The 20,627-nt window shown below is 49.0% G+C and carries 22 protein-coding genes; 16 read left to right on the forward strand and 6 right to left on the reverse strand.

Translation table 11 applies throughout. The annotated features are described in order from the left end of the window. Positions 1-22 precede the first annotated feature (22 nt). Positions 23-361 carry a type II toxin-antitoxin system RelE/ParE family toxin gene (locus tag IE117_RS12270; protein WP_189564699.1) on the reverse strand — a complete coding sequence of 113 codons (339 nt, stop codon included), beginning with the start codon at positions 359-361 and terminating at the stop codon, positions 23-25. Then, positions 351-572, reverse strand: coding sequence for a hypothetical protein (locus IE117_RS12275; RefSeq protein ID WP_189564700.1), 222 nt, complete (start codon positions 570-572; stop codon positions 351-353). Before IE117_RS12275 ends, IE117_RS12270 begins: the two co-directional genes overlap by 11 nt. 115 nt (positions 573-687) lie before the next feature. Between IE117_RS12275 and uvrB the strand changes: the two genes are divergently transcribed. The 6 genes from uvrB to IE117_RS12305 all read left to right on the forward strand — a co-directional run bounded on the left by uvrB (position 688) and on the right by IE117_RS12305 (position 5,962). Next, positions 688-2,715, forward strand: a complete 2,028-nt coding sequence (uvrB, locus tag IE117_RS12280; protein WP_189564701.1) for an excinuclease ABC subunit UvrB — start codon at positions 688-690, stop codon at positions 2,713-2,715. Positions 2,716-2,937: 222 nt separating this feature from the next. Beyond that, positions 2,938-3,498, forward strand: coding sequence for a hypothetical protein (locus IE117_RS12285; protein ID WP_189564702.1), 561 nt, complete (start codon positions 2,938-2,940; stop codon positions 3,496-3,498). Positions 3,499-3,826: 328 nt separating this feature from the next. After that, entirely contained in the window at positions 3,827-4,435 is a 609-nt protein-coding gene (locus IE117_RS12290) for a hypothetical protein (protein WP_189564703.1), read from the forward strand. A gap of 130 nt (positions 4,436-4,565) precedes the next feature. Further along, complete coding sequence (locus tag IE117_RS12295) at positions 4,566-4,850, forward strand: nucleotidyltransferase family protein (RefSeq protein WP_189564704.1); 285 nt, start codon at positions 4,566-4,568, stop codon at positions 4,848-4,850. A gap of 22 nt (positions 4,851-4,872) precedes the next feature. After that, positions 4,873-5,124, forward strand: coding sequence for a HepT-like ribonuclease domain-containing protein (locus IE117_RS12300; protein ID WP_229580792.1), 252 nt, complete (start codon positions 4,873-4,875; stop codon positions 5,122-5,124). A 439-nt stretch (positions 5,125-5,563) separates the two neighbouring features. Next, the gene (locus tag IE117_RS12305) at positions 5,564-5,962 is read left to right on the forward strand and encodes a barstar family protein (protein WP_189564705.1); all 399 of its coding nucleotides are present in this window, start codon (positions 5,564-5,566) and stop codon (positions 5,960-5,962) included. Between the two features lie 24 nt (positions 5,963-5,986). Here the strand turns inward: IE117_RS12305 and IE117_RS12310 are convergent, their stop codons facing one another. Further along, on the reverse strand, positions 5,987-8,326 hold the full coding sequence (locus IE117_RS12310) for a TonB-dependent receptor (RefSeq protein WP_189564706.1): 2,340 nt from the start codon (positions 8,324-8,326) through the stop codon (positions 5,987-5,989). Between the two features lie 84 nt (positions 8,327-8,410). On the opposite strand from IE117_RS12310, the gene IE117_RS12315 reads away from it, so the two are divergent. From IE117_RS12315 to IE117_RS12345, 7 genes are all read left to right on the forward strand, one after another. Next, positions 8,411-9,187 (forward strand): LuxR C-terminal-related transcriptional regulator, encoded by a 777-nt coding sequence (locus IE117_RS12315; protein ID WP_229580794.1) that lies wholly within the window; start codon positions 8,411-8,413, stop codon positions 9,185-9,187. A 164-nt stretch (positions 9,188-9,351) separates the two neighbouring features. After that, positions 9,352-10,089, forward strand: coding sequence for a 3-keto-disaccharide hydrolase (locus tag IE117_RS12320; RefSeq protein ID WP_189564707.1), 738 nt, complete (start codon positions 9,352-9,354; stop codon positions 10,087-10,089). A gap of 141 nt (positions 10,090-10,230) precedes the next feature. Beyond that, on the forward strand, positions 10,231-11,025 hold the full coding sequence (locus IE117_RS12325; protein WP_189564708.1) for an SDR family NAD(P)-dependent oxidoreductase: 795 nt from the start codon (positions 10,231-10,233) through the stop codon (positions 11,023-11,025). A gap of 163 nt (positions 11,026-11,188) precedes the next feature. After that, a complete protein-coding gene (locus IE117_RS12330) occupies positions 11,189-11,413 on the forward strand; it encodes a hypothetical protein (protein ID WP_189564709.1) in 225 nt (74 codons plus the stop codon). Then, positions 11,394-11,807, forward strand: coding sequence for a putative toxin-antitoxin system toxin component, PIN family (locus IE117_RS12335; protein WP_189564710.1), 414 nt, complete (start codon positions 11,394-11,396; stop codon positions 11,805-11,807). Before IE117_RS12330 ends, IE117_RS12335 begins: the two co-directional genes overlap by 20 nt. A gap of 186 nt (positions 11,808-11,993) precedes the next feature. After that, positions 11,994-12,857 carry a GNAT family N-acetyltransferase gene (locus IE117_RS12340; protein ID WP_189564711.1) on the forward strand — a complete coding sequence of 288 codons (864 nt, stop codon included), beginning with the start codon at positions 11,994-11,996 and terminating at the stop codon, positions 12,855-12,857. A 180-nt stretch (positions 12,858-13,037) separates the two neighbouring features. Further along, on the forward strand, positions 13,038-14,204 hold the full coding sequence (locus IE117_RS12345; RefSeq protein ID WP_189564712.1) for an MFS transporter: 1,167 nt from the start codon (positions 13,038-13,040) through the stop codon (positions 14,202-14,204). A 52-nt stretch (positions 14,205-14,256) separates the two neighbouring features. On the opposite strand, the gene IE117_RS12350 is transcribed toward IE117_RS12345, so the two are convergent. After that, positions 14,257-15,405, reverse strand: coding sequence for a sensor histidine kinase (locus IE117_RS12350; protein WP_189564713.1), 1,149 nt, complete (start codon positions 15,403-15,405; stop codon positions 14,257-14,259). A gap of 484 nt (positions 15,406-15,889) precedes the next feature. On the opposite strand from IE117_RS12350, the gene IE117_RS12355 reads away from it, so the two are divergent. From IE117_RS12355 to IE117_RS12365, 3 genes are all read left to right on the forward strand, one after another. Continuing rightward, positions 15,890-16,645, forward strand: a complete 756-nt coding sequence (locus tag IE117_RS12355) for an SDR family NAD(P)-dependent oxidoreductase (RefSeq protein WP_189564714.1) — start codon at positions 15,890-15,892, stop codon at positions 16,643-16,645. Positions 16,646-16,950: 305 nt separating this feature from the next. Next, positions 16,951-17,757, forward strand: coding sequence for a cyclase family protein (locus IE117_RS12360; RefSeq protein ID WP_189564715.1), 807 nt, complete (start codon positions 16,951-16,953; stop codon positions 17,755-17,757). 58 nt (positions 17,758-17,815) lie between these two features. Continuing rightward, positions 17,816-19,132, forward strand: a complete 1,317-nt coding sequence (locus IE117_RS12365) for a sulfatase family protein (RefSeq protein ID WP_189564716.1) — start codon at positions 17,816-17,818, stop codon at positions 19,130-19,132. A gap of 249 nt (positions 19,133-19,381) precedes the next feature. On the opposite strand, the gene IE117_RS12370 is transcribed toward IE117_RS12365, so the two are convergent. Further along, entirely contained in the window at positions 19,382-19,840 is a 459-nt protein-coding gene (locus IE117_RS12370; RefSeq protein ID WP_189565362.1) for an NADH-quinone oxidoreductase subunit J family protein, read from the reverse strand. A gap of 151 nt (positions 19,841-19,991) precedes the next feature. Continuing rightward, entirely contained in the window at positions 19,992-20,585 is a 594-nt protein-coding gene (locus IE117_RS12375) for a NuoI/complex I 23 kDa subunit family protein (protein ID WP_189564717.1), read from the reverse strand. Positions 20,586-20,627: the final 42 nt, after the last annotated feature.

The following is a 20,627-nucleotide window of genomic DNA, read 5'->3' on the forward strand; positions in this document are numbered from 1 at the left end:
TAATCCGCGACTAATAACTACATCATCCAAATAATCGTTTGACGATTTTGACTAAAACTTTTTTATCGATACTGCTCTCTTCAGACTTATCGAATATGGTAACGAGATAAACATCTGTCCCATCTTCTCTTTCATCTACCAGGTAGGTCACGACTCTAAAACCGCTACTTTTGCCGCCACCTTTGCTGCGACTCGCTAGTCTTATTTTGTAAAGCCCCGCGCCCAGAGAAACACCTAACTTGGGATTCTCTTTCAACTCTTCAATCAAATCGCCAATTTCCTGTTCAAGCGACGAAAACTTTTTTAAAAATCGTTTGTACTTGCTTTCAAATAAAGGAATTGCTCTGACTTCATTCGCCATTTCGCAAGTCTCTTTTGATGTCCTCAAAGGTCCGAACTGGAATCTTCCCTTCCTTCATGGCTTTTACTTCCTCTAAACCATGCTCAATTTCCGCCATTAGAGAATTGGACGCTTCTGGCTCATCCTCACTTATTATCAAAGCTTTGAGCTCCTTACGTACCTTTTTTGGCAGCACCTTATACTGCTCATAAAGTATTCTTGCCGTATTCATAGTCAAACTTTTTCGTACGGTCAAAGATAATAAAAATCATTCCTCTCCCCCCGAACCATTCGGCCCAAAACCTTTGTTACGTCCGGTACGCTTTTTCCCAAACCCACCCAAAAACATGTCCTTTGAACTGACTTCCGAATACGTTCCCACCGGCGACCAGCCCCAGGCGATTGAACAACTGGTACAAGGCCTGCGCGACGGCGAACGCGCCCAAACGCTGCTCGGCGTGACGGGCTCCGGCAAAACCTTCACCGTCGCCAATGTGATCCAGCAGGTCAACCGGCCGACGCTGGTCCTGAGCCATAACAAAACCCTGGCCGCCCAGCTGTACGGTGAGTTCAAGCAGTTTTTTCCCAACAATGCCGTCGAGTACTTCATCAGCTACTACGACTACTACCAGCCCGAGGCGTTCATCGCGACTACGGGTACTTATATCGAGAAAGACCTGATGATCAATCAGGAAATCGATAAGCTGCGGTTGGCGACGGTTTCGTCATTGATGAGCGGGCGGCGTGATATCGTCGTTATTGCGTCGGTGTCGTGCATCTACGGCGCGGGCAATCCCAACGAGTACAAGAAGAGTATTCTGCGCGTGGGCGTAGGGCAAATCACGAGCCGCAATCAGTTTCTTTTCAGGTTGGTGGAGATTCTGTACAGTCGGACGGAAGTGGAGTTTTCGCGGGGTACTTTCCGGGTCAAGGGCGATACGGTGGATATTTATCCCGGCTACGCGGATTTTGCCTACCGCATTATTTTCTTTGGCGATGAAATCGAAGAAATCCAGCGCATTGAGCCCAATTCAGGCAAGAAAATTTCCAGCGAAAAGAAGATCGCTATTTTCCCGGCCAACCTCTTTGTTACGGGTCGCGATGTACTGATGGATTCCATCAAGCAAATTCAGGATGATCTTACGGCGCAAATCCGGTACTTTGCCGGGGAAGGCCGCCTGCTGGAAGCCGAGCGTATCAAGGAACGCACCGAATTCGACATGGAAATGATGCGCGAACTGGGATACTGCTCAGGCATCGAGAACTACTCGCGGTACTTCGACCGCCGCCTGCCGGGTCAGCGGCCCTTCTGCTTGCTGGATTATTTCCCCGAGGATTTTCTGATGGTGGTGGACGAAAGCCACGTGACCATGCCGCAGATCAGGGCGATGTGGGGCGGCGACCGCTCCCGCAAAGAATCGCTGGTCGAATACGGTTTTCGCCTACCCTCGGCGATGGACAACCGCCCGTTGACTTTCCAGGAATTTGAAGACCTCACGCCCCAAACCCTTTTCGTGAGCGCGACGCCCGCCGACTACGAACTCCGCCAGACCGACGGGGTAGTGGTGGAGCAGATCATCCGTCCCACCGGACTTTTGGACCCCGAAATCGATGTGCGGCCCAGCCTGAACCAGATCGACGACCTGCTCTCCGAAATCGATATCCGCGTCAAGCGCGGTGAGCGGGTACTGGTCACGACGCTCACCAAGCGCATGGCCGAGGAAATGAGCAAGTACCTCGACCGTGTCGGCGTGAAGGGTAGGTACATTCACTCGGAGGTCAAGACGCTGGATCGGGTCGAAATCCTGCGCGAACTGCGGTTGGGCGTGTTTGATGTGCTGGTGGGTGTCAACCTGCTGCGCGAAGGACTTGACCTGCCTGAGGTATCGCTCGTGGCGATTATGGACGCCGACAAGGAAGGTTTCCTGCGCGATATCCGCTCGCTGATTCAAACGATCGGTCGCGCCGCCCGGAATGAAAGGGGCAAAGTACTGATGTACGCCGACCGCATTACGGGCTCCATGCGCAATGCCATCGACGAAACCAACCGCCGCCGCGCCATCCAGATGGCTTACAACGAAGAGCACGGCATCACGCCGAAGACCATCCTAAAATCGAAAGAGGCGATCATGGAGCAAACCGCAGTCGCCGACTCCAAGGTGAAAAAGATGTACGTCGAGCCCGACGAAGTCCGCATCGCCGCCGACCCCGTCGTACAATACATGGGCAAGGGCGACCTTCAAAAACTAATCGCCGAAACCCAGCGCAAAATGGAAGCCGCTGCTAAGGATCTGGACTTTCTGGAAGCAGCCCGGTACCGCGATGAGTTGGTGCAGTTGAAGGAGCGGTTGAAGGGGGAGAAGGCGGCGAAGTAGTTGTTGAGGCACAAAGTGGGGTAATGTAGTGGGACTGGGGAATTTTGCTTATTTTTCGTTTCTGAAGGCTGATCTCGATTTGCGATCGAGACTTTACTGCTTCGCCCCTGCGAAGCGGATCGTGTTGCAAACGCGAAGAGGTTCTCCTACAATTGTGAATCAAAGTTAGCGACTAATACCATCGGTATTAAAGTAAAATCGAAACACAAATCTTTTAAATAAATGAAAAAATACAATCTATCATTTTTGATTTTGAATATTTTTCTGGTTGTTAATTTGCCATTAAAAGCTCAGATCAACGAGCCTGACTTCGTAGGTGAGTCATATCTATTAAAAACCGACGGATCCTTTTCGCAACTTGATAAAGCAATTGGGAATTTTACTTCTGGTTTGTCTTTTTCATCGAATTCCTTCAATGCCCTTTCACTTGAAATCGATGGAGGAAAGGCTCAGGCTAGATTTTCGTCTGGTGAACCTTTGCAGTTGATAGTACGTGCCGTAGATAATGATTCTGATCCTTTAAGTATCATTACTATTTATAAATTCAAGGCGAAAAAGAGTACAAGGTCTGTCTTAATCAGTAAGGATAATTCAGGTACACTCATGAAGAGTCGTACGAGTTCCAAAGACATAGTTCTATTCAATGGCGGCAAAAAATATGGAACCTCTTCCTACCTCATAACTCTAAAAGGCTTAGCAACCGGAGAATACGGAATAATTGTCTCGAACCCGAATAGCAAAGATGAGAAGAGAGTTGTAGTTTCTTGTTTTGCTATTGACTAATGAACACTTTTTAATTGGCTCGTGGCTATTGGAAGTTAGCAGATATATTGACATGGACAGAATAGAACTGAGAGCGATGCTGAAACCATTTGAGGCCAAGTGCGCTGAAAAGGGCAAGGCACTAACGGACATATGCATCGAAGAAGCCTATCCCGGCGATGTTTCAACTTCACTAGTTCGTCGTAGTGTTCCGCGTCGCAAGGTTGTGCGGGGTCTTCCGAAGGGAGACCCCGCACTTTAAATAAAAGGCCGTCTGTGACGGCCAACTTCATTTAAGGTTTCTTTTGTCAAAACTTTTTCGTAGTCCCAAATTATTTCTCAGAATATCATGAAATTACACATCTTCTTTGTGGTAGCTATTCTTTTCATTTTTGCAATGAGCTGCGACCAAAGCTATGACAACAACTCGGAAGAATCGAAAAATAGTGAATTGGATTCTAAGGTAAGTGAAGCAGAAGAGGTGTTATCCGCTAGTAAAAATAGTATAAAAAGAGATAATTCTGAAAATAGAGTCTCACTACCTCCAACAAGAACACTTCCGCAAACAAAAAGCTTGCCATCATTTGACCAGTTGCTTGATATTTATCTTGCTATTCGAACAAATAGCTTAGTTTCGAGAGTTAGCAAACTAGGATTTGAAATGTCAAATAATTTAGATTATATACAAGTTTTTGAAGACAATGATGGAAATCACTTGGTGGTAAATAAAACATCAAAATTTATAGCATTATCTTCAAATTACAGTATTGACAAATATGAAAAGGATGTTAGGGAAAATGGATTTGTTTTAGTAAATAAGTGGTCTGAAAAAAATATTTATGGTGTTGGTACTACTGATGAGTACATAAACTTAGACACAAAAATCACATTGTATAAATTACAAACTGGCGATTCTAAAAATGGTGAACGGATAGAAAGGTATTACTCAGAAAATTGACCCCTAGTTCGTCGTACTGTTCCGCGCGGCGTGTTGTGCGGAGTCTGCAAGACTGCGTATTAAATATAAAAAGCCGTTTTTAACGGCCCGAAGCACAATATCACCTTTTGATAAGACATCCCTTACAAAAATGGAAATAGAGCAAATCAAAACCCAAGTAGTTCCTATTCTGCGCCGCCATCGTATTGAAAGAGCAGGTTTGTTTGGTTCTTTAGTCACGGGGCACGCCGACGAACAGAGTGATGTTGACATTCTCGTTCAGTTAGGCAGCAAAATGGGACTACTGGAATTTGTGAGTATCAAGCACGAGTTGGAAGATGCTTTACTTAAAAAAGTCGATCTGGTGGAATACAGGTCTATAAAACCAGCCTTGAGAAACCGTATTTTATCCGAAGAAGTAAGGATGTATGGGTAATAGGAGTAATCGCGATGAACTAGTGTTCTTACAAGATATACTGGACTGCATTGCCAGAATTGAGGACTATTTGGAAGGCGTCACCGAGCAAGAGTTCGAAAATAATTTCGAGAAGCAAGACTCTGTCATTCGCCGAATAGAGATTATGGGCGAGGCAGTAAAAAATATTTCCATCGAAACACGGCAAAAATACCCCGAAGTATCTTGGCGGGGTCTGGCGGGAATGCGCGACATTCTTATTCTTATCAGTACTTCGGAGTCTCCATGGATGTAGTTTGGCAAACGGCAACTGTCGAAATACCGGAATTCAAAGAGAAAATAACTTTGATTGTCGAAGATATAAAAAATGCCAGTCTCTAGTTCGTCGTAGTCTTCCGAAGGGAGACTACGTACTTCAAATGAAAGGCCGCCGGAAGGCCGGACCCGCGACGGCCGGCCCCGTCGAACGGCTAACGTCGATAAAAGGGAAAGCCAGCTAACCAGGCTTTCAAAGCAACCCCACCTCACATAAGCCTTCCTGATAATTCATATAATCGCGCGCCGAGGGGTAACTGTACTCCCAAGCCTTATCGAATAGCCCTGCCTTTACCGGGCTTACATGAATGTATCGGAGCGCCGTCCGATCGAACTTCTGATTTATAAACTTGTGCTAATCAGCCAGCTTAAAAATTCACAATTTTCCAAAAGGGTAATGATACTAATTATTAAATCGTGTGAAAGATAAAGTACTGATATTAGACGGAAATAAATTTTCAACTATTGACGAGTTCTATAAAGAAGCGTACACTATTCTGACTTCTGGATTGGACTGGGACGTCGCCCATAATTTTGACGCATTTCACGATATCCTTTTTGGCGGTTTTGGCGTCTTCGAATCCAACGAGTTGGTCACGATAAAATGGATAAATTCTTCCAAGAGCTGCCATGATCTCGGCCTCCAGCACAGTATCGACTATTACAAATTGAGATCTTCCGGCTTAACTGGAAGCAGATCGTTACACTTTCTGAAAAAGGCAACGGATTTAGAGGAAGGAAAAGGCGAAACTCTGTTTGAAACGATTTTGGAAATTTTTGCTGAACACCCCAATATCACTTTACAAACAGGAGATTAGGAAAATGATGATTTAGTACTTTTCTCAGAACTCAATTTTATAGCTGATGTTGGGAATCATGATGGCTTCGCGGTACTCGTCGATGGTGTGGTCCTGAAAGTTATACCGGAAGCCGTAGAAGTCACCGTACTGGGTGGCATTAAGTACCTTCAGGGCAAACTCGTGGGCCACCTTCTGCCGGTTTAGTTTATAGCTGGCTGTAAAATGAACCAGAAAAGCGGGCGGTAGCTGCCGCGAGTACAGCTGCTCTTCGTCAGTGACGATTTCTTTCGTAGCCAGCGAAGCAGCCCGGTTGACCGGCGTATAGGGCTCACCGCCCTGCAAAGTAAAGCGCGTATTCAGACCCACCACATTTTGTTGATTTTTACCGGTCTGCCATTCCTTTCCCAACAGCAGATTAGAGAGGTACCTGCGGTTGAACAAGGTACTGCGCCACACCCCGTCTCCACCCAGGTACTCCGACCGAAACAGAGACGTAGTAAAAAGGAAGTAATACCCCCGGGCCAGGTACCTTTCCAGGGTTATATCGATCCCATGATTCTTTCCTTTGCCCGTGTTGACCAGCCTGTCGTTGAGGTACCACTGGTTGGTAAGGTTGATGAAGGAAAACGGACTTCCTGCTATGACCGGTACGCTATACAGGTACTGGTAGTACGGCTCAATTTTCAGCAGCATGTTCTCCGTAAGGTTAAGCCCGTAACTCAGGACCAGGTGGTGGGCCTTGGTAAAATCCATATCCCGGTTCACCAGCTGATTGTCGGTGTGGGACGTCCGGGCGAAGTAGTAGTTCAGCCGCTCCAGCCGGCTGTGCCGGCCGTAGGCCAGGCCCCAATACTGCTTCTCCGTCCGCTGCCATTTCAGCCCCACCCGGGGTTCGAGCGTATGGCGGTTATTTAGCGTAAACAGCTGTGCATTTATCCCCAGGTTCAGGGTGAAGCGGTCAGTGAAGCGGAAGGCCGAACTGGAATAGGCCGTCAGCAGAGTACTGAATCCGGCTTCATCCACTACCGTAAGCGGTACCTGCCCGGCAGGGCGGGCGTCTTTCAAAAGCATGTTGTACCGTAGTCCGGTAAGTACGATACCCGTTTTATTGGTATGCTTTGGGCTGAATTTGGTAGTTAGGGAGGAGGAAAGTACCATATTCCAGGTGGAGGTATTGTTCTGGCTTTGAGGCAGCAGCGCCAGCTGGTTGTCCAGGCGTTTTATGCGCCAGTCCAGGCCGCTGACCGTAGCCGCCAGGGTTGTTTTCAGGTGAGCACGGGCACTGAAAAAATAGTCATGGCTGATACCGCCTGCTCCCATATACTGCTTCGCATCGGCTTCCTCCCGGTTTTGTGCGTAGCGCCATTGGGCACTATCGGGTTGGGCCGCTTGTCCCGAGCGGTCTTTGAGTCCAAGGCCCCACACGGAAAAGATACCGGCTTTTTTGGTGGGAAAATAGAGTTTAAACGAAAGGTCCTGGTAGGAGGTACCTTGAGCTTCTTCGGGCAAAAGGGACTTCATCAGCGCCAGCGTGGAGTAGCGGTAGTTGAACAGGTACGACGACCGGCCTCCCTTCCGGAACGGCCCCTCCGACGATCCGTCAATCCCGATAGCGCCCAGCTGAAACGTATGCTCGCGCTTCCGGCTGTTGCCATTTCGCATAAAAATATCAAACACCCCCGACAGAGCATTGCTGTATTCGGCGGGAAAGGCTCCGGTAAAAAAATCAGAATTAGCCAGCATCTGACTACTGAGGGCCGTGAGTCCTCCGCCGCCAAAAGCCGACAAATCGGCAAAGTGGTTTGGATTGGGAATTTCTACGCCTTCCAGCTTCCACTGCAGAAACTTCGGGGCATTTCCCCGGACTACAATGCCATTGCTGGCCACGTTGCTGGCGACTCCGGCAAAGGCCGAAGCCAGGCGGGCGGGGTCGTCGAAGCCCCCGGCGTACCGTTTGGCTTCTTCCACGCTCAGCATACGGGCGCTGACCGTAGCCATGCTGTTTCGGGGTTCCTCTTTGTTGACTTTTGGTTTTATGACCACGTCGGCCAGTTTGGTTATACTTTCCCTTATACTTACATTTACAAAGGCTTCTTTGGAAGAAGAAACAACTAATTCTCGGATCAGTGCGGGTTCATAACCCAGGTACGATACCCGGAGGTCGTAGCGGCCGACGGGTACTTTGTCCAGGGTAAAGTACCCCGCTGGATCGGTAGTTGTGCCCATCAGCGGGTCGGTATTCAGCAACACCACCATGGCATAGGGAATGGGGGCGCCGGAGGCTTCGTCGACTACCTTCCCCCGGATGGTTTGAGAAGGCTGCTGCGCCATTGCCAGGACACAATAAGCGAGTAAAAAATTGATTGTCAGTATTTTTCTCATGAGTAAATGATAACTGGTAGGAAGTCGCAAAGCTATCGGCAATACCCTAACCCCGCCATACTGAAAAATCAGTAATCTTAATCTATGACCGAACTGGAATCCCTTGGAAAAGAGTACTACGAACTGCTGGGGCAACAGCAGTTCGTGGAGGAACACATGGACTACAGCATACTGGACCGGCACCGGTCGGTACTGGAGGCGCTGGCGCAGGTCAACAACAGCGGCATTACCATTTTTGACCTTTTCAAGAAAGAGCATAGCTATACCTCCTACAATTTCTCGGAGATATTTGGCTACGACCTGGACTCCATTCAGGAGCGGGGCAATGACTACTTCAACGCCAGGATACACCCAAACGACTTTGTGGGCCTGTTGAGAAACGGCATCCTGATTATGAAATTTTTCCTTCAGCTCCCAAAGGAGGAGCGCTCCTGTTATAAGCTGGTCAATGAATACCGGATTATGGGCAGCGAGAGGAAGTACATTCGGGTTATTGAACAGCACCAGGCCCTGGAACTGGATAGCCTGGGGAACGTGTGGCTGGCTCTGGGCGTGATTGATATTTCACCGGACCAAACGGACATTCAAGGTATCAAAAGCCAGATTTACAACTACAAGACCGGCCGGGTAGTACCCCTACCCGTTACGCCCGGCGATGAGGATCACGTAAGCCTCTCAAAACGGGAAAAAGAAGTACTTCAACTGGTAAGGGACGGCTTGCTGAGCAAGGAAATTTCCGAAAAGCTTTCCATAAGCGTCCACACGGTCAATACCCACCGCCAGCGCATCATGGAAAAGCTCGGGGCGAATAATTCCCTCGAGGCTATTTCGTATGCTTCCCGGCTGGGACTGATGAATTAGCGGACAAAGGGGCCATTGCCCCCATCGTAGTCTTCCGCGAGAGAGGTCTATCTGTGCGTATCCTTCCCATTGCAAATCGGGCGTAACCCTGCCCGACTTAACGGGTAGTATTTCAGGAATAACACCTTAAAGGTATTTACTCACCTTACCATCCCGCACATAGTATGAAGAACCGGTTGAAGTACCTTTTCACCCTTTTGGGAATAACAACGTATCTGTTGACCTCGTGTAATACTAGCACCCAAGAGGACGTACCCAATCAGTTGACGTCCCAGGAAAAGGAAGACGGCTGGCAGTTGCTTTTTGATGGTACCTCGCTGGAAGGCTGGCATTTGTATAATCGGGGAGAGGTACCTTCCGCCTGGACTGTGCAAAATGGCGAACTGTATTGCCAACCTATTTTTGACACGACCGCGCATGGCGATTTGGTATCGGATCAGGCGTTTAAGAATTACGAACTTGCCTTCGAATGGAAAATATCCGAGGGAGGCAACAGCGGAGTTTTCATCAATGTGCTGGAGCGGGAAGACATTCCCACGACCTGGTCTTCCGGCCCTGAGTACCAATTGCTGGATAAAGCCCACCCGGACTACGAGATGAGCCCCGCCAAAAGACCGGGTACTTTGTTCAACTTTTATCCTCCCTTGAATCCGGTCGAACCCAAGCCCGCCGGTGAATGGAATCAGTCCCGCATCAAACAGGTTGACGGGAAAGTTGAATTTTATCTGAATGGCGTATTGACGGCGCAGGAAGATTTCAATTCCGACCATTGGAAAGAGTCGGTAGCTAGCAGTGGGTTCAAAACGTTTCCTGAGTTTGGCAAGCACATTGAGGGACACATTGCGTTACAGGATTGGTCCAAAGGGATATCGTTCCGGAACCTGAAAATCAAAACGCTGTAAGCTAACCGAGGTAGTTGAACATGCAGCAGTCCCTCCTAGTAGTGACGATCATCCAACAGTCCTCCGGGCATTGCAACGCATTTAGTTGGGTGAAGTAAAGTACCTTTGAAAACATCAATACCTTTAAAAAGAGCTTAGAAAATGGATTTAAAACTTGACGGAAAAACAGTATTTGTAAGCGGTTCGACTGCCGGAATTGGGTTTGCGATTGCCCAGCGGTTTTTGCAGGAAGGTGCCCGGGTGGTTATCAACGGAAGAACGAAAGATGGGGTTGACAAAGCGGTAAATGAATTACAGTCGCTGGTGGAAGGCGCAAATATATCGGGCATTGCCGCCGATTTCTCAAAAGTTGAGGAAGTCAATCAGTTGATAGAGCAATTGCCGGAAGTCGATATTTTAGTCAATAATGCGGGCATTTTTGAGCCGAAACCCTTTGCCGATATACCCGATGAAGACTGGTTCCGGTTTTTTGAAGTCAATGTCATGAGTGGCATTCGCCTGGCCAGGCACTATTTTCCCAAAATGTTAGCGAAAAACTGGGGACGGATTATCTTCATTTCCAGCGAATCCGCCGTATTCATTCCTGATGAGATGATCCACTACGGCATGACCAAGACGGCGCAGATTGCGGTCAGCCGTGGTCTGGCCGAGTTGACAAAAGGTACCAACGTAACGGTCAACGCTATTTTGCCCGGCCCGACCAAATCCAAAGGCGTGGGTACTTTCCTGGAAGATCTATCCAGGGCAGGCGACAAGTCGATCGAGACAGTAGAGGAGGAATTTTTCGAAAACATGCGTCCCACCTCGCTTCTGCAGCGTTTTGCGAGCGTGCAGGAAATCGCCGATACCACCGTGTACTTTTCCAGTCCGTTGGCGTCGGCCACCAACGGCGCTTCCATCCGGGTAGAGGGAGGTTTGGTCAGGTCCATTTTATGAAATTACGCATTGTACTAAGTTCTTCGAAAGAAAGACCCAAGACAAAAAATGAAAGGACGCCGACAGTTGGCTCTATTGAACGCTATGAAAACCAATCGAACGTTAACTGTATGTGCTTTCCCGCCAATGTGCAGTTTTGAAGGAAAAGAAGTATCTTTAAATTATGACAACCTACCAAGTAAACGTACTGAATCCTAAGGCCGATAAGTTGCTAAAAGACTTGGCGGATCTTGATCTGATTTCTCTCTTGGAAACTTCCTCTGATCCATTTTTGGCTATTGTCAACCGATTGAGGGATAATGCTGGTGAAACGCCGCCTACTCTCGAAGAAATTACAGAAGAAGTAGAAACCGTCAGATCCCAGCGGTATGCCACAAGTAAGGCATAGAGTAGTTATCGATACGAATCTTTGGATAAGTTTCTTGCTATCGAAGACCTTGTCTAAGATGGATCCGCTATTTGTCGACGACAGGCTGATTTTACTGTTCAGTCAAGAGTTGCTCGATGAATTTGTCGAAGTCGCTCAGCGTCCTAAATTCAGAAAGTACTTCTCGGACGCCGACCTGCAAGAGCTATTGATAAAAATCAGAATCAAAGCAGAATTTATTGTAGTCACATCTTCGGTCAACGTCTGCCGAGATCCCAAAGATAACTTTCTCCTTTCATTGGCAAAAGACGGAGAAGCAACTCACCTCATTACTGGAGACAAAGACCTTCTGGTTTTGGAACACCTCGGTACAGCCAAGATATTAACTGTCGCAGATTATCTGGACAATTATTAGTTCGTTTCGGTTATTCGTCGAACGCTTTGTTATGTGGCTTGCGACGGAAGACCGCTTATGTAAGAGTATTAGTCAGAAGCCCAGTTTTGCCCTCACTAGCTAGCATTCAGAAAGCGCCACTCACATTCCTAAGTTCCTTTTTGCTTGCCTTTTGACAAGGCAAAAATCCGGCCACCACCAAGTAAAATGCACGCACAGAACATCGTCGTAAGAGAACTTCAAGAGGCTGATATTCCGGGCGCCATGCGGTTGAAAAGTGCTGAAAACTGGAATCAGACCACGGATGATTGGAGGATGTTGCTATCACTCGATCCGACTCTGTGTCTCGGGGCCTTTACCGGCGACAGAGTAGTAGGTACGGTTACGGCAACTAATTACAACAACGAGATCGCGTGGATAGGAATGATGTTGGTCGATCAGGACTTTCGTGGATTGGGTTTGGGCAGGCGCTTGCTAACTACCGTTATCGAAAAATTATCGGATTGCCGGTCGATAAAACTGGATGCTACGGACAAGGGATTGCCATTATACCAAAAGCTAGGATTCAGAGAAGAGCAGTTTATCGACCGGATGGTGACGCCAGGACTGGCTTCGGCTTTGCGAATCGCCGGCGACCCTTTGATAAAGCCACTGACGCAAGAAAACCTCCCGGAATCAGCGGTGTTGGACCGCGAGGCTTTTGGGGGGGATCGGTTGCGGCTCTTCGCTGAATTTTTGAAACTCCACCCAGACAAAGCCTGGTATATTGAGAGAGAAGTCAGAGTGTCCGGTTACGTGTTGGGGCGAACGGGTAGTAACTACACACAATTAGGCCCCTTATCGGCGGAAGGTATGGAAGATGCCAAGGCGCTGATTCTGGGAGCATTGAAAAACTACGTCGGCAAGCCTGTGGTACTTGACGTTTTACAGGAGAAAAAAGACTGGAAAGAACTCCTGCTATCGCTTGAATTCTCGGTACAAAGGTCATTTACCAGAATGTACTTGAAGGATAGCGGCTTCCCGGCATCCCCGCAGAAACAATTCCTAATCGCTGGCCCGGAGCTGGGCTAGAGCTGGGCTAGAGAGGGTAGATCGGTAATGTGAACTATTCGAGAACTTTTTGCTATAAAAAAAGAGCGTTACATCAGACTGGTATTTTCAAGGCGAAAGTCGGTATATAAAGTACCGCGAACGGAAAATTATTCCCGGCAACTGCGGATATTTGCGACCAAATCGGATGGGTAGCGAGCCATGGAGTTAAGAAATAAGCAGCGTATTTTCCTCAGTGTATTCTTTTTTATTTCGGGATTTGCCTTTTCCACCTGGGCCTCCCGAATCCCCACCATCAAAACCTTTTACGGCTTTAATGACGTCCAAATGGGCTCCGTACTGCTGGCGATGCCGGTGAGTTCGCTGATCGGCCTTCCCATTTCGGGTTGGCTGATCAGCCGATTCGACAGCCGCATTCCGCTGGCGGTCGCTTTCGGGATCAACTCCGTTGCTTTGGCCTGCATTGGTCTGGCGAGTACGCCCCTGCTGCTGATCATTACCATTTCTGTATTCGCGTTCACCATGCGGATTTTCAGCATTGCGGTCAATACCCAAACCATCACGTTACAGAAGTACCACCAAAAGAAAATCATCGGCTCTTTCCACGGTTTGTGGAGTTCGGGTGGTATTGCGGGCGTGGGGTTCAGTACGCTTATGGTCGCCTACGCTGTTTCCATTGAGGCCCATCTGGCCATCGTGGCTGCGCTTTGTCTGGCCGTGACGCTGTTCTCGTTTCCCTATCTACTGAAAAACGACCGTACTTCTCAGGGCAACAAACTGATTCTGGGGAAACCAGACCCTTACATTCTGTACTTGGGAGTACTGGTATTCTTTGCGGCGGTGTGCGAAGGCGGCATGTTTGACTGGAGCGGCATTTTCTTCCGGGAAGTACTTCACGTCGAGATCTTTACCTATGGATACCTGATCTTTATGGTATTCATGGCACTCTCCCGCTTTCTATCTGACCGTATTATTGAGAAAATCGGCATTCCTACCACTTATGTCCTGAGTTCCCTGATGATCGTGGCGGGTATTGGCTTGTCCGTGATTTTCCCTGCCGTCTGGACCGTGCTGATCGGTTTTTCCCTCACGGGTTTCGGGACGGCCTCTGTAGTACCCATGACCTACGCGCTGGCGGGCGCATCGAAGAAGTACTCGCCCGGCCTGGCCATCTCGATCGTCGCTACCTACGCTACGGTCGGTATGTTGGTGGGGCCGCCGCTTATCGGGTACTTGTCGCACGCGTTTGGCCTGCGGATGGCCTTCGTGGCTTTTGCGGTTTCAGGGCTGTTGTTTATTCCGGTTTCCCGACTATTCTTCCTGCACCAGAAGGCGCAGGCGTCTGACCAACCACAGCCAGTATCCTGACTCTGGTCCACTGGCCCCTAGCTTCAAAATGGATGATTGGTGGGGGGAGCAACTAGTTGTCTATTTGCCTGAAATCGTGGAGTGTGATTGGGTTTTTGGGAATCGTGAAGTAAAAAACACTCCCTTTCCCCGGAACACTCTCCAGCCAGATTTTTCCTCCGTGCATCTCAACGATCTTCCGGCAGGCCGCCAGCCCTATGCCCGTGCCGGGGTACTTGTCGCGCCCGTGCAATCGCTGAAATACCAGGAATATTTTTTCAAAGTATTCGCCTTCTATCCCGATACCGTTATCACTTATACTGAACAGCCATTCATCCGGCCTTTCTCTTGCCAACACCTCAATAACGGGAGTTTTGCCCTCCGTGCGGTACTTGATCGAGTTTCCGATGATGTTTTGCATCACCCGCTTTATTTCGGTTCGTGAGGCCAATATGACTGGTAGCGGTTTGCTGATTATTTCGGCGTTGCTAGCGTCAATCTCATTTTGCAGTTCTTCAAGCGATTCCTGCATCACTTCATTCATATCGGTTTCCGAAAACTTTTGATTAAGTCCCGATTGGGAGAAATCCAGCAGGTCATTGATCAGAGTGCGCATACGGTTGGCCGAGCTGGCGGCGGTGCGTACTATTTTCTGACCCCTCTCGTCGAGGTTTTCGGAGTAGCGGCTTTCCAAAAGGCCCAGGTAGCCCTCAATAGTCTTGAGGGGTGACTGCAAATCGTGTGAGGCCACATAAGCAAACTGCTTGAGTTCCTGATTGGTCAGTTCCAGGGTTTCCAGGGCTTTTTGACGGTACCTTAGCTCTTGTTCATACTCTCTGGAGGTACGTAGTCCCACGGCATCGTCAAAGTACTTGACAAGGGCGATGACCGTAGCCACCGATACGATTCCTGTCACGAAGCGGACCAGCGCACTGATGCGGTAGACCGGTATCCAAAAAAGCATGGCGTCGATCAGGTGGGTGAGGCCGCACAGCATGATGAATGCTCCGAAAAGCCAAAATACGCTTTGCAGGGGTACTCCCTTTTTTACGAAAATGAACCTTAACAAGATAAGCGGAATGCACATGTAGGCCATCCAGATCATCAGATCGGAGACGATGTAGAGCCAGCCGTGGAAATCGGACCAGGTACCGCACAGCCACCGGGGAGGAAAATCGGAAGAGTCACTTAACCGGGAAAAAAAATCGATTACTTCATTCATGTGTGTAAGAAAAGAGGGGAGAATAGAGGTAGAAATACGGTACGGGGAAGTCATCATTTTGCAGAAAAACCTATCCCCAAAAAGAACTTTTGGCTGTGGAGACAGCGGCGCAGGCTCTTGCCGGCAAAGTTAGGCCATTTGCCCTAAGTCCCGCCCGCTTTCAAAAGTCCTCTGAGCCAAAGGTGCGGCCTTCACGACTTTACCCATTTTGCCCGAGTCCACCCAGTAATTGCTCTGTTAAAGTCAGGCGAAGCTTCACCCGGTGACAGCTAGGCGCATCATCATATGATTATGGATCTTGGGATGAAGCGTCCTGCACATAGTTCCTGACTATGATCAGTTTATATGGCAGCATTCATCATAGGAAGGCCGCCCGGTTACCGGTAGATTTACCAATGTAAGCCTGCTCTAAGCATTCCCCATTTCTCAGCGGGAATAATCTGGTTGCGGGCCATTTCAAAACTTTGAAAACTCAGATATAAGTATGGACAAGTACCTTTCAGACAAAACCGCTTTGGTAACGGGAGCCGCCTCGGGAATTGGCAAAGCTACCGCGCTTTTATACGGCCAGCTAGGGGCCAATGTGATGGTTTCGGATATAGACGAAACCCTGGGCCGGCAGGTGGTCGACGAACTGACCGCAGCCGGGGGCAATGCCCGTTTTTTCAAGGCGGACGTGGGTGACTCTAACCAATGCAAGCAGCTCGTTGAAGCGACCGTGGCGGCCTTTGGCCAATTGGATATTGCCTTCAACAATGCGGGTATTGGCGGTGAGTTGAATCAAACCGCCGACTATTCCGTGGAGGGATGGCAGCACATCATCAATGTCAACCTCAACAGTGTATTTTACTGCTTGAAATATGAATTGGAAGCCATGCAAAAGCAGAAGGCGGGCGGTGCCATTATCAATATGGCTTCAATTCTCGGGCAGGTTGGCACGGCAGGATCGCCGGGTTACGTAGCCGCCAAACACGGCGTGATTGGCCTCACCAAGGCTGCCGCTATCGAAAACGCCGCGCGGGGCATTCGGATCAATGCCGTGGGGCCCGCCTACATCGACACACCGCTGCTGGGTGCTCTGCCGGCTGAAACCAAAGAAGCGCTGGTTGGCCTGCACCCTATCGGACGCTTGGGGCGTTCGGAGGAAGTGGCCGAATTGGTGGTCTGGCTTTCATCGGATAAAGCCTCCTTCGTGACCGGTGCCTACTACCCCGTTGACGGCGGCTATCTCGCGCAATAACCGCCAGTACCGTACACAGATTTCTGAACCTGCGTAAAAATTCTAGTCAGGAAAGTACCGCTCTAAATCCTGCGTTTTCACAGGACTTAGAGCGGTACTTTGTTTTTAGGCCCGAAGCGATACATCGACATCTGCCCGGGACGAAGCGACGATCTTTCGCAATGTTTCTGGTTTAAGCAGGTACTTGCTATCTTGGTGTTTTATAGTGACAAACGGTGTCTTTTAGTTTGCTGGAATTTTTGCTCCGGTCTATTTGCCATAGCTCTATGACACGGTTTGGTTTTGCTGATCCCCAATAGCATCTTATGAGAAATCTTATGGTAAAAATTATCTGCGCCTTATTCCTGCTCATGGTAGCCTGTCAACCGCAAGCCAATGAGCAGGCAACGGTCTCCTTTTCCGGTGGCAAGTGGATTGACCTGAGTTACGACTTTTCGGAAGAAACCCTTTACTGGCCTACCTCCGAGCCTTTTCGGCTCAATACGGATTTTGAGGGCGTTACTCCCGGTGGTTATTATTATTCGGCCTATAGTTTTTGCTCTGCCGAACATGGCGGTACCCACCTTGATGCGCCGGTCCATTTTGCGGAGGGAAAATGGAGCACCGACCAGATACCCCTGGAAAACCTGACGGGCGAAGCCGTTGTGATCGATGTATCGGACAAGGCGTCGGCCAACCCGGACTACCAGATAACAGTCGCTGCTATTGAAGCCTGGGAGGAGAGCAACGGACCCATTGCTGAAAGTACAATCGTGTTGTTTAGGACGGGTTACGGGGCCCTTTATCCTGATGCAAAAAAGTACCTGGGTACTGAGGAACGAGGCGCAGACGCGGTAGCCGGGCTGCATTTTCCGGGCATTGATCCAGCCGCCGCTGAATGGCTGACCAGTAGTCGAAAAATAAAGGCGGTCGGGATCGACGTCGCGAGTATCGATTATGGACAATCCAAAGATTTTAAAACGCACCAGATTTTTTACGGCGCCAATATACCCGGCTTTGAGAACGTAGCTAACCTGGACAAACTTCGAGGGGCCTATATCGTAGCCCTGCCTATGAAAATAAAAGGAGGCAGCGGTGCGCCGCTGAGAATTGTGGCTTGGTTGAATGACTAACGATGCTCGTAAACCCGGTTCGTGGTACCCTGACGGTAGCCAATCAGTTGAAACATTTATGAAAAGAAACATCATCCTGCTGGGAGCAACACTGATCATTGTTGCCACATTTGGTTTTCTTCCCAAAGAATCCCCGAAACAACCCAATGTGGTCCTGATCATGGCCGATGATATGGGCTACGAATGCCTTGGTGCCTACGGAAGCACTGTGTACAAAACCCCTGTTCTGGATTCTCTGGCGGCTTCTGGCATGCGGTTCGACAACTGCGTATCCCAACCGCTATGCACTCCGTCGCGCCTGAAACTCATGACCGGAAAGTACAACTACCGCAACTACGAATATTTCGGTTACCTCAATCCCAACCAGTACACTTTTGGGAACCTGATGCAGGACGCTGGCTATAAAACCTGCATTGCCGGCAAATGGCAACTGAATGGATTAGCTTACAAGGACAAGATTCCCACTTGGAACGATGCCACGCAGCCCCATCGCTTCGGTTTTGGGGAGTATTGCCTGTGGCAATTGACCCGGGAAGGAAAAGAAGGAGAGCGGTATGCCGAGCCGCTGTACGAGAAAAACGGCAAGGTAATCCAAGGGGGCAGCGACGAATACGGCCCGGATGTTTTCTCTGATTTCGTAGTCGATTTTATTGAGAGACAGAAAGATGAAAAATTCTTCGTGTACTATCCCATGGTGCTTGTGCACGACCCCTTCGTCCCTACGCCCGACTCGAAGGACTGGAGCGATGGCTCCAGGCGATATAAAAAGGATACGGCTTACTTTAAGGACATGGTGGGATATGCGGACAAAGTTGTCGGCAAGATTGCCGGTAAGCTCAAAGCGCTCGGACTTGATAAAAACACGATTGTCATCTTCGTAGGTGACAATGGCACGCATCCATCGATCGTCTCCGCACTGCCGGGTAGAAAAGTTGTGGGCGCCAAGGGGAACACCATAGACGCCGGCACCCACGTGCCGCTGATCGCTTATTGGCCTGAGGAGATAAAGCAGGGAAGTACTTTCGAAGGACTGATCGAGTTTAGTGATTTTTTTCCAACCCTGGCCGAACTTGTCGGTCGCCCGGCCGATACCGATGGAAAGAGTTTTTATCCGCTGCTGACGGGTGAAAAGTACCGCCCCAGAGCCACCGCTTTTGTCCACTACGATCCGCGTTGGTCTGCCAACGTAGATCGGTACCGAAATCAGTTTGTGAGAGACCTCGATTACAAACTCTACCAGGATGGAAAATTTTACAACCTTAAAACTGATATCCTGGAAAAGGTACCGCTGGATAGAAACGCTTTGTCTTCGAAGGAAAAGAAAATTCTAATGGGGCTTCAAAAGGAAATGGACCGGCATCCGGCCTGGGAGTAGTTGTGCTTTTGTTTGGTATTGTATTTAGCACTGGTCGTCCTAATTGGCTACGCCACCGTATTGAAAATGTAAAGAGAGTTGATTTTTCAAGGACCCATGATCAAGATTACCCGAAGATGAAACTTCAAGAAGTGTACCGTGTAAATAAACCGATTGGTTTCGTTTAAATGGCACAAAAAAACGCTGTCAGAGTTTTGGCCCTGACAGCGTTTTTCGTAGCGCGTAATGAATCGCCAGAAATAGGTTCTTCTAAAAATGCCGCTCGCCCAACTCCCGTTTGCCCAGCATCACTGCCCCGACCATCGCGATCAGGAATAGAATTGAAGCCAGTTCGAAGGGTAGGAGATAATCGCGGAACAGAATTTGTCCCAGGCTCTCGACCATACCTGTTTGTGAGTTGTAGCTTCGGGGATCATACATCCCCACCTGCGATTTACGATAAGCTCCGAACAAAATAACGAAAAGCGTACCCGCTACAATGGCGGCGGCAATCTTGGTCAGGTTGGGCATGAGATCTTTCTGGTCTTCTTTCATATTCAGAAACATGATGACGAACAGAAAAAGTACCATAATTGCCCCGGCATACACGATGATATTTACCACCGCGAGAAACTGCGCATTGAGAAGGAAATAATGCCCCGACAGGCAGAAAAAAGTCATGATCGCGTACAGTACACTATGAATAGGGCTGCGCGAAAAAACCACCATCAGCGCACTCAGGATGGTGAGGAACGACAAAAAGTAAAATATGGAGAGGGTAGCTGGGATCACTTTTAGTAATGATGAGGGGTCCGCCCCCGCGGTGATGAATAATGAATGATGAACGACCAGGCTGCCGAAAGCCGACTGCTAAAAGCCATTAAGGAATTGCTCTCGGAACGAACTCGGCGGCTTCGCCTTTTGCTTCGATCAGATTCTGTTCCCGGGCTTCTTCCTTAGTCCAGGCTTTACGAAGATAGCGATTGTTCATGTTTTCGGTCAGTAAATCCTTACCCCAAATCACTTGGTCACGCTCGGTGAAGACCGGAACGAACTCGTCGTGGCGCAGGTACACGGCTTGCTTGGGACAGGCCTCTTCGCACAGGCCGCAGAAGATGCAGCGCAGCATATTTACCTCATAAATAGCAGCGTACTTTTCTTCACGGTACAGGTGTTCCTCCCCTTTCTTGCGCTCTTCAGCTACAATTTGGATGGCCTCGGCCGGACAGGCCACGGCGCACAGCCCGCAAGCCGTGCAGCGTTCGCGTCCTTGCTCATCGCGCTTCAGCACGTGCCGTCCCCGGAATACGGGACCCAAATAACGCTTCACTTCGGGGTAGCGGATCGTGACTTTCTTCTGGAAAAAGTGCTTGATCGTAATCGCCATGCCCGTTGCAATGGCCGGAAGATAAATCTTCTCCGCCAGCGTCATTTCCTTATTACTTACTTGCTTGGATCGGTTGGTTAATTGCATTTTTTAAGGGGCAAAAATTTTGTTTAAATGTTGATACGGCCA

It is taken from the genome of Persicitalea jodogahamensis (genome assembly GCF_014651615.1).
GTDB lineage: Bacteria > Bacteroidota > Bacteroidia > Cytophagales > Spirosomataceae > Persicitalea > Persicitalea jodogahamensis.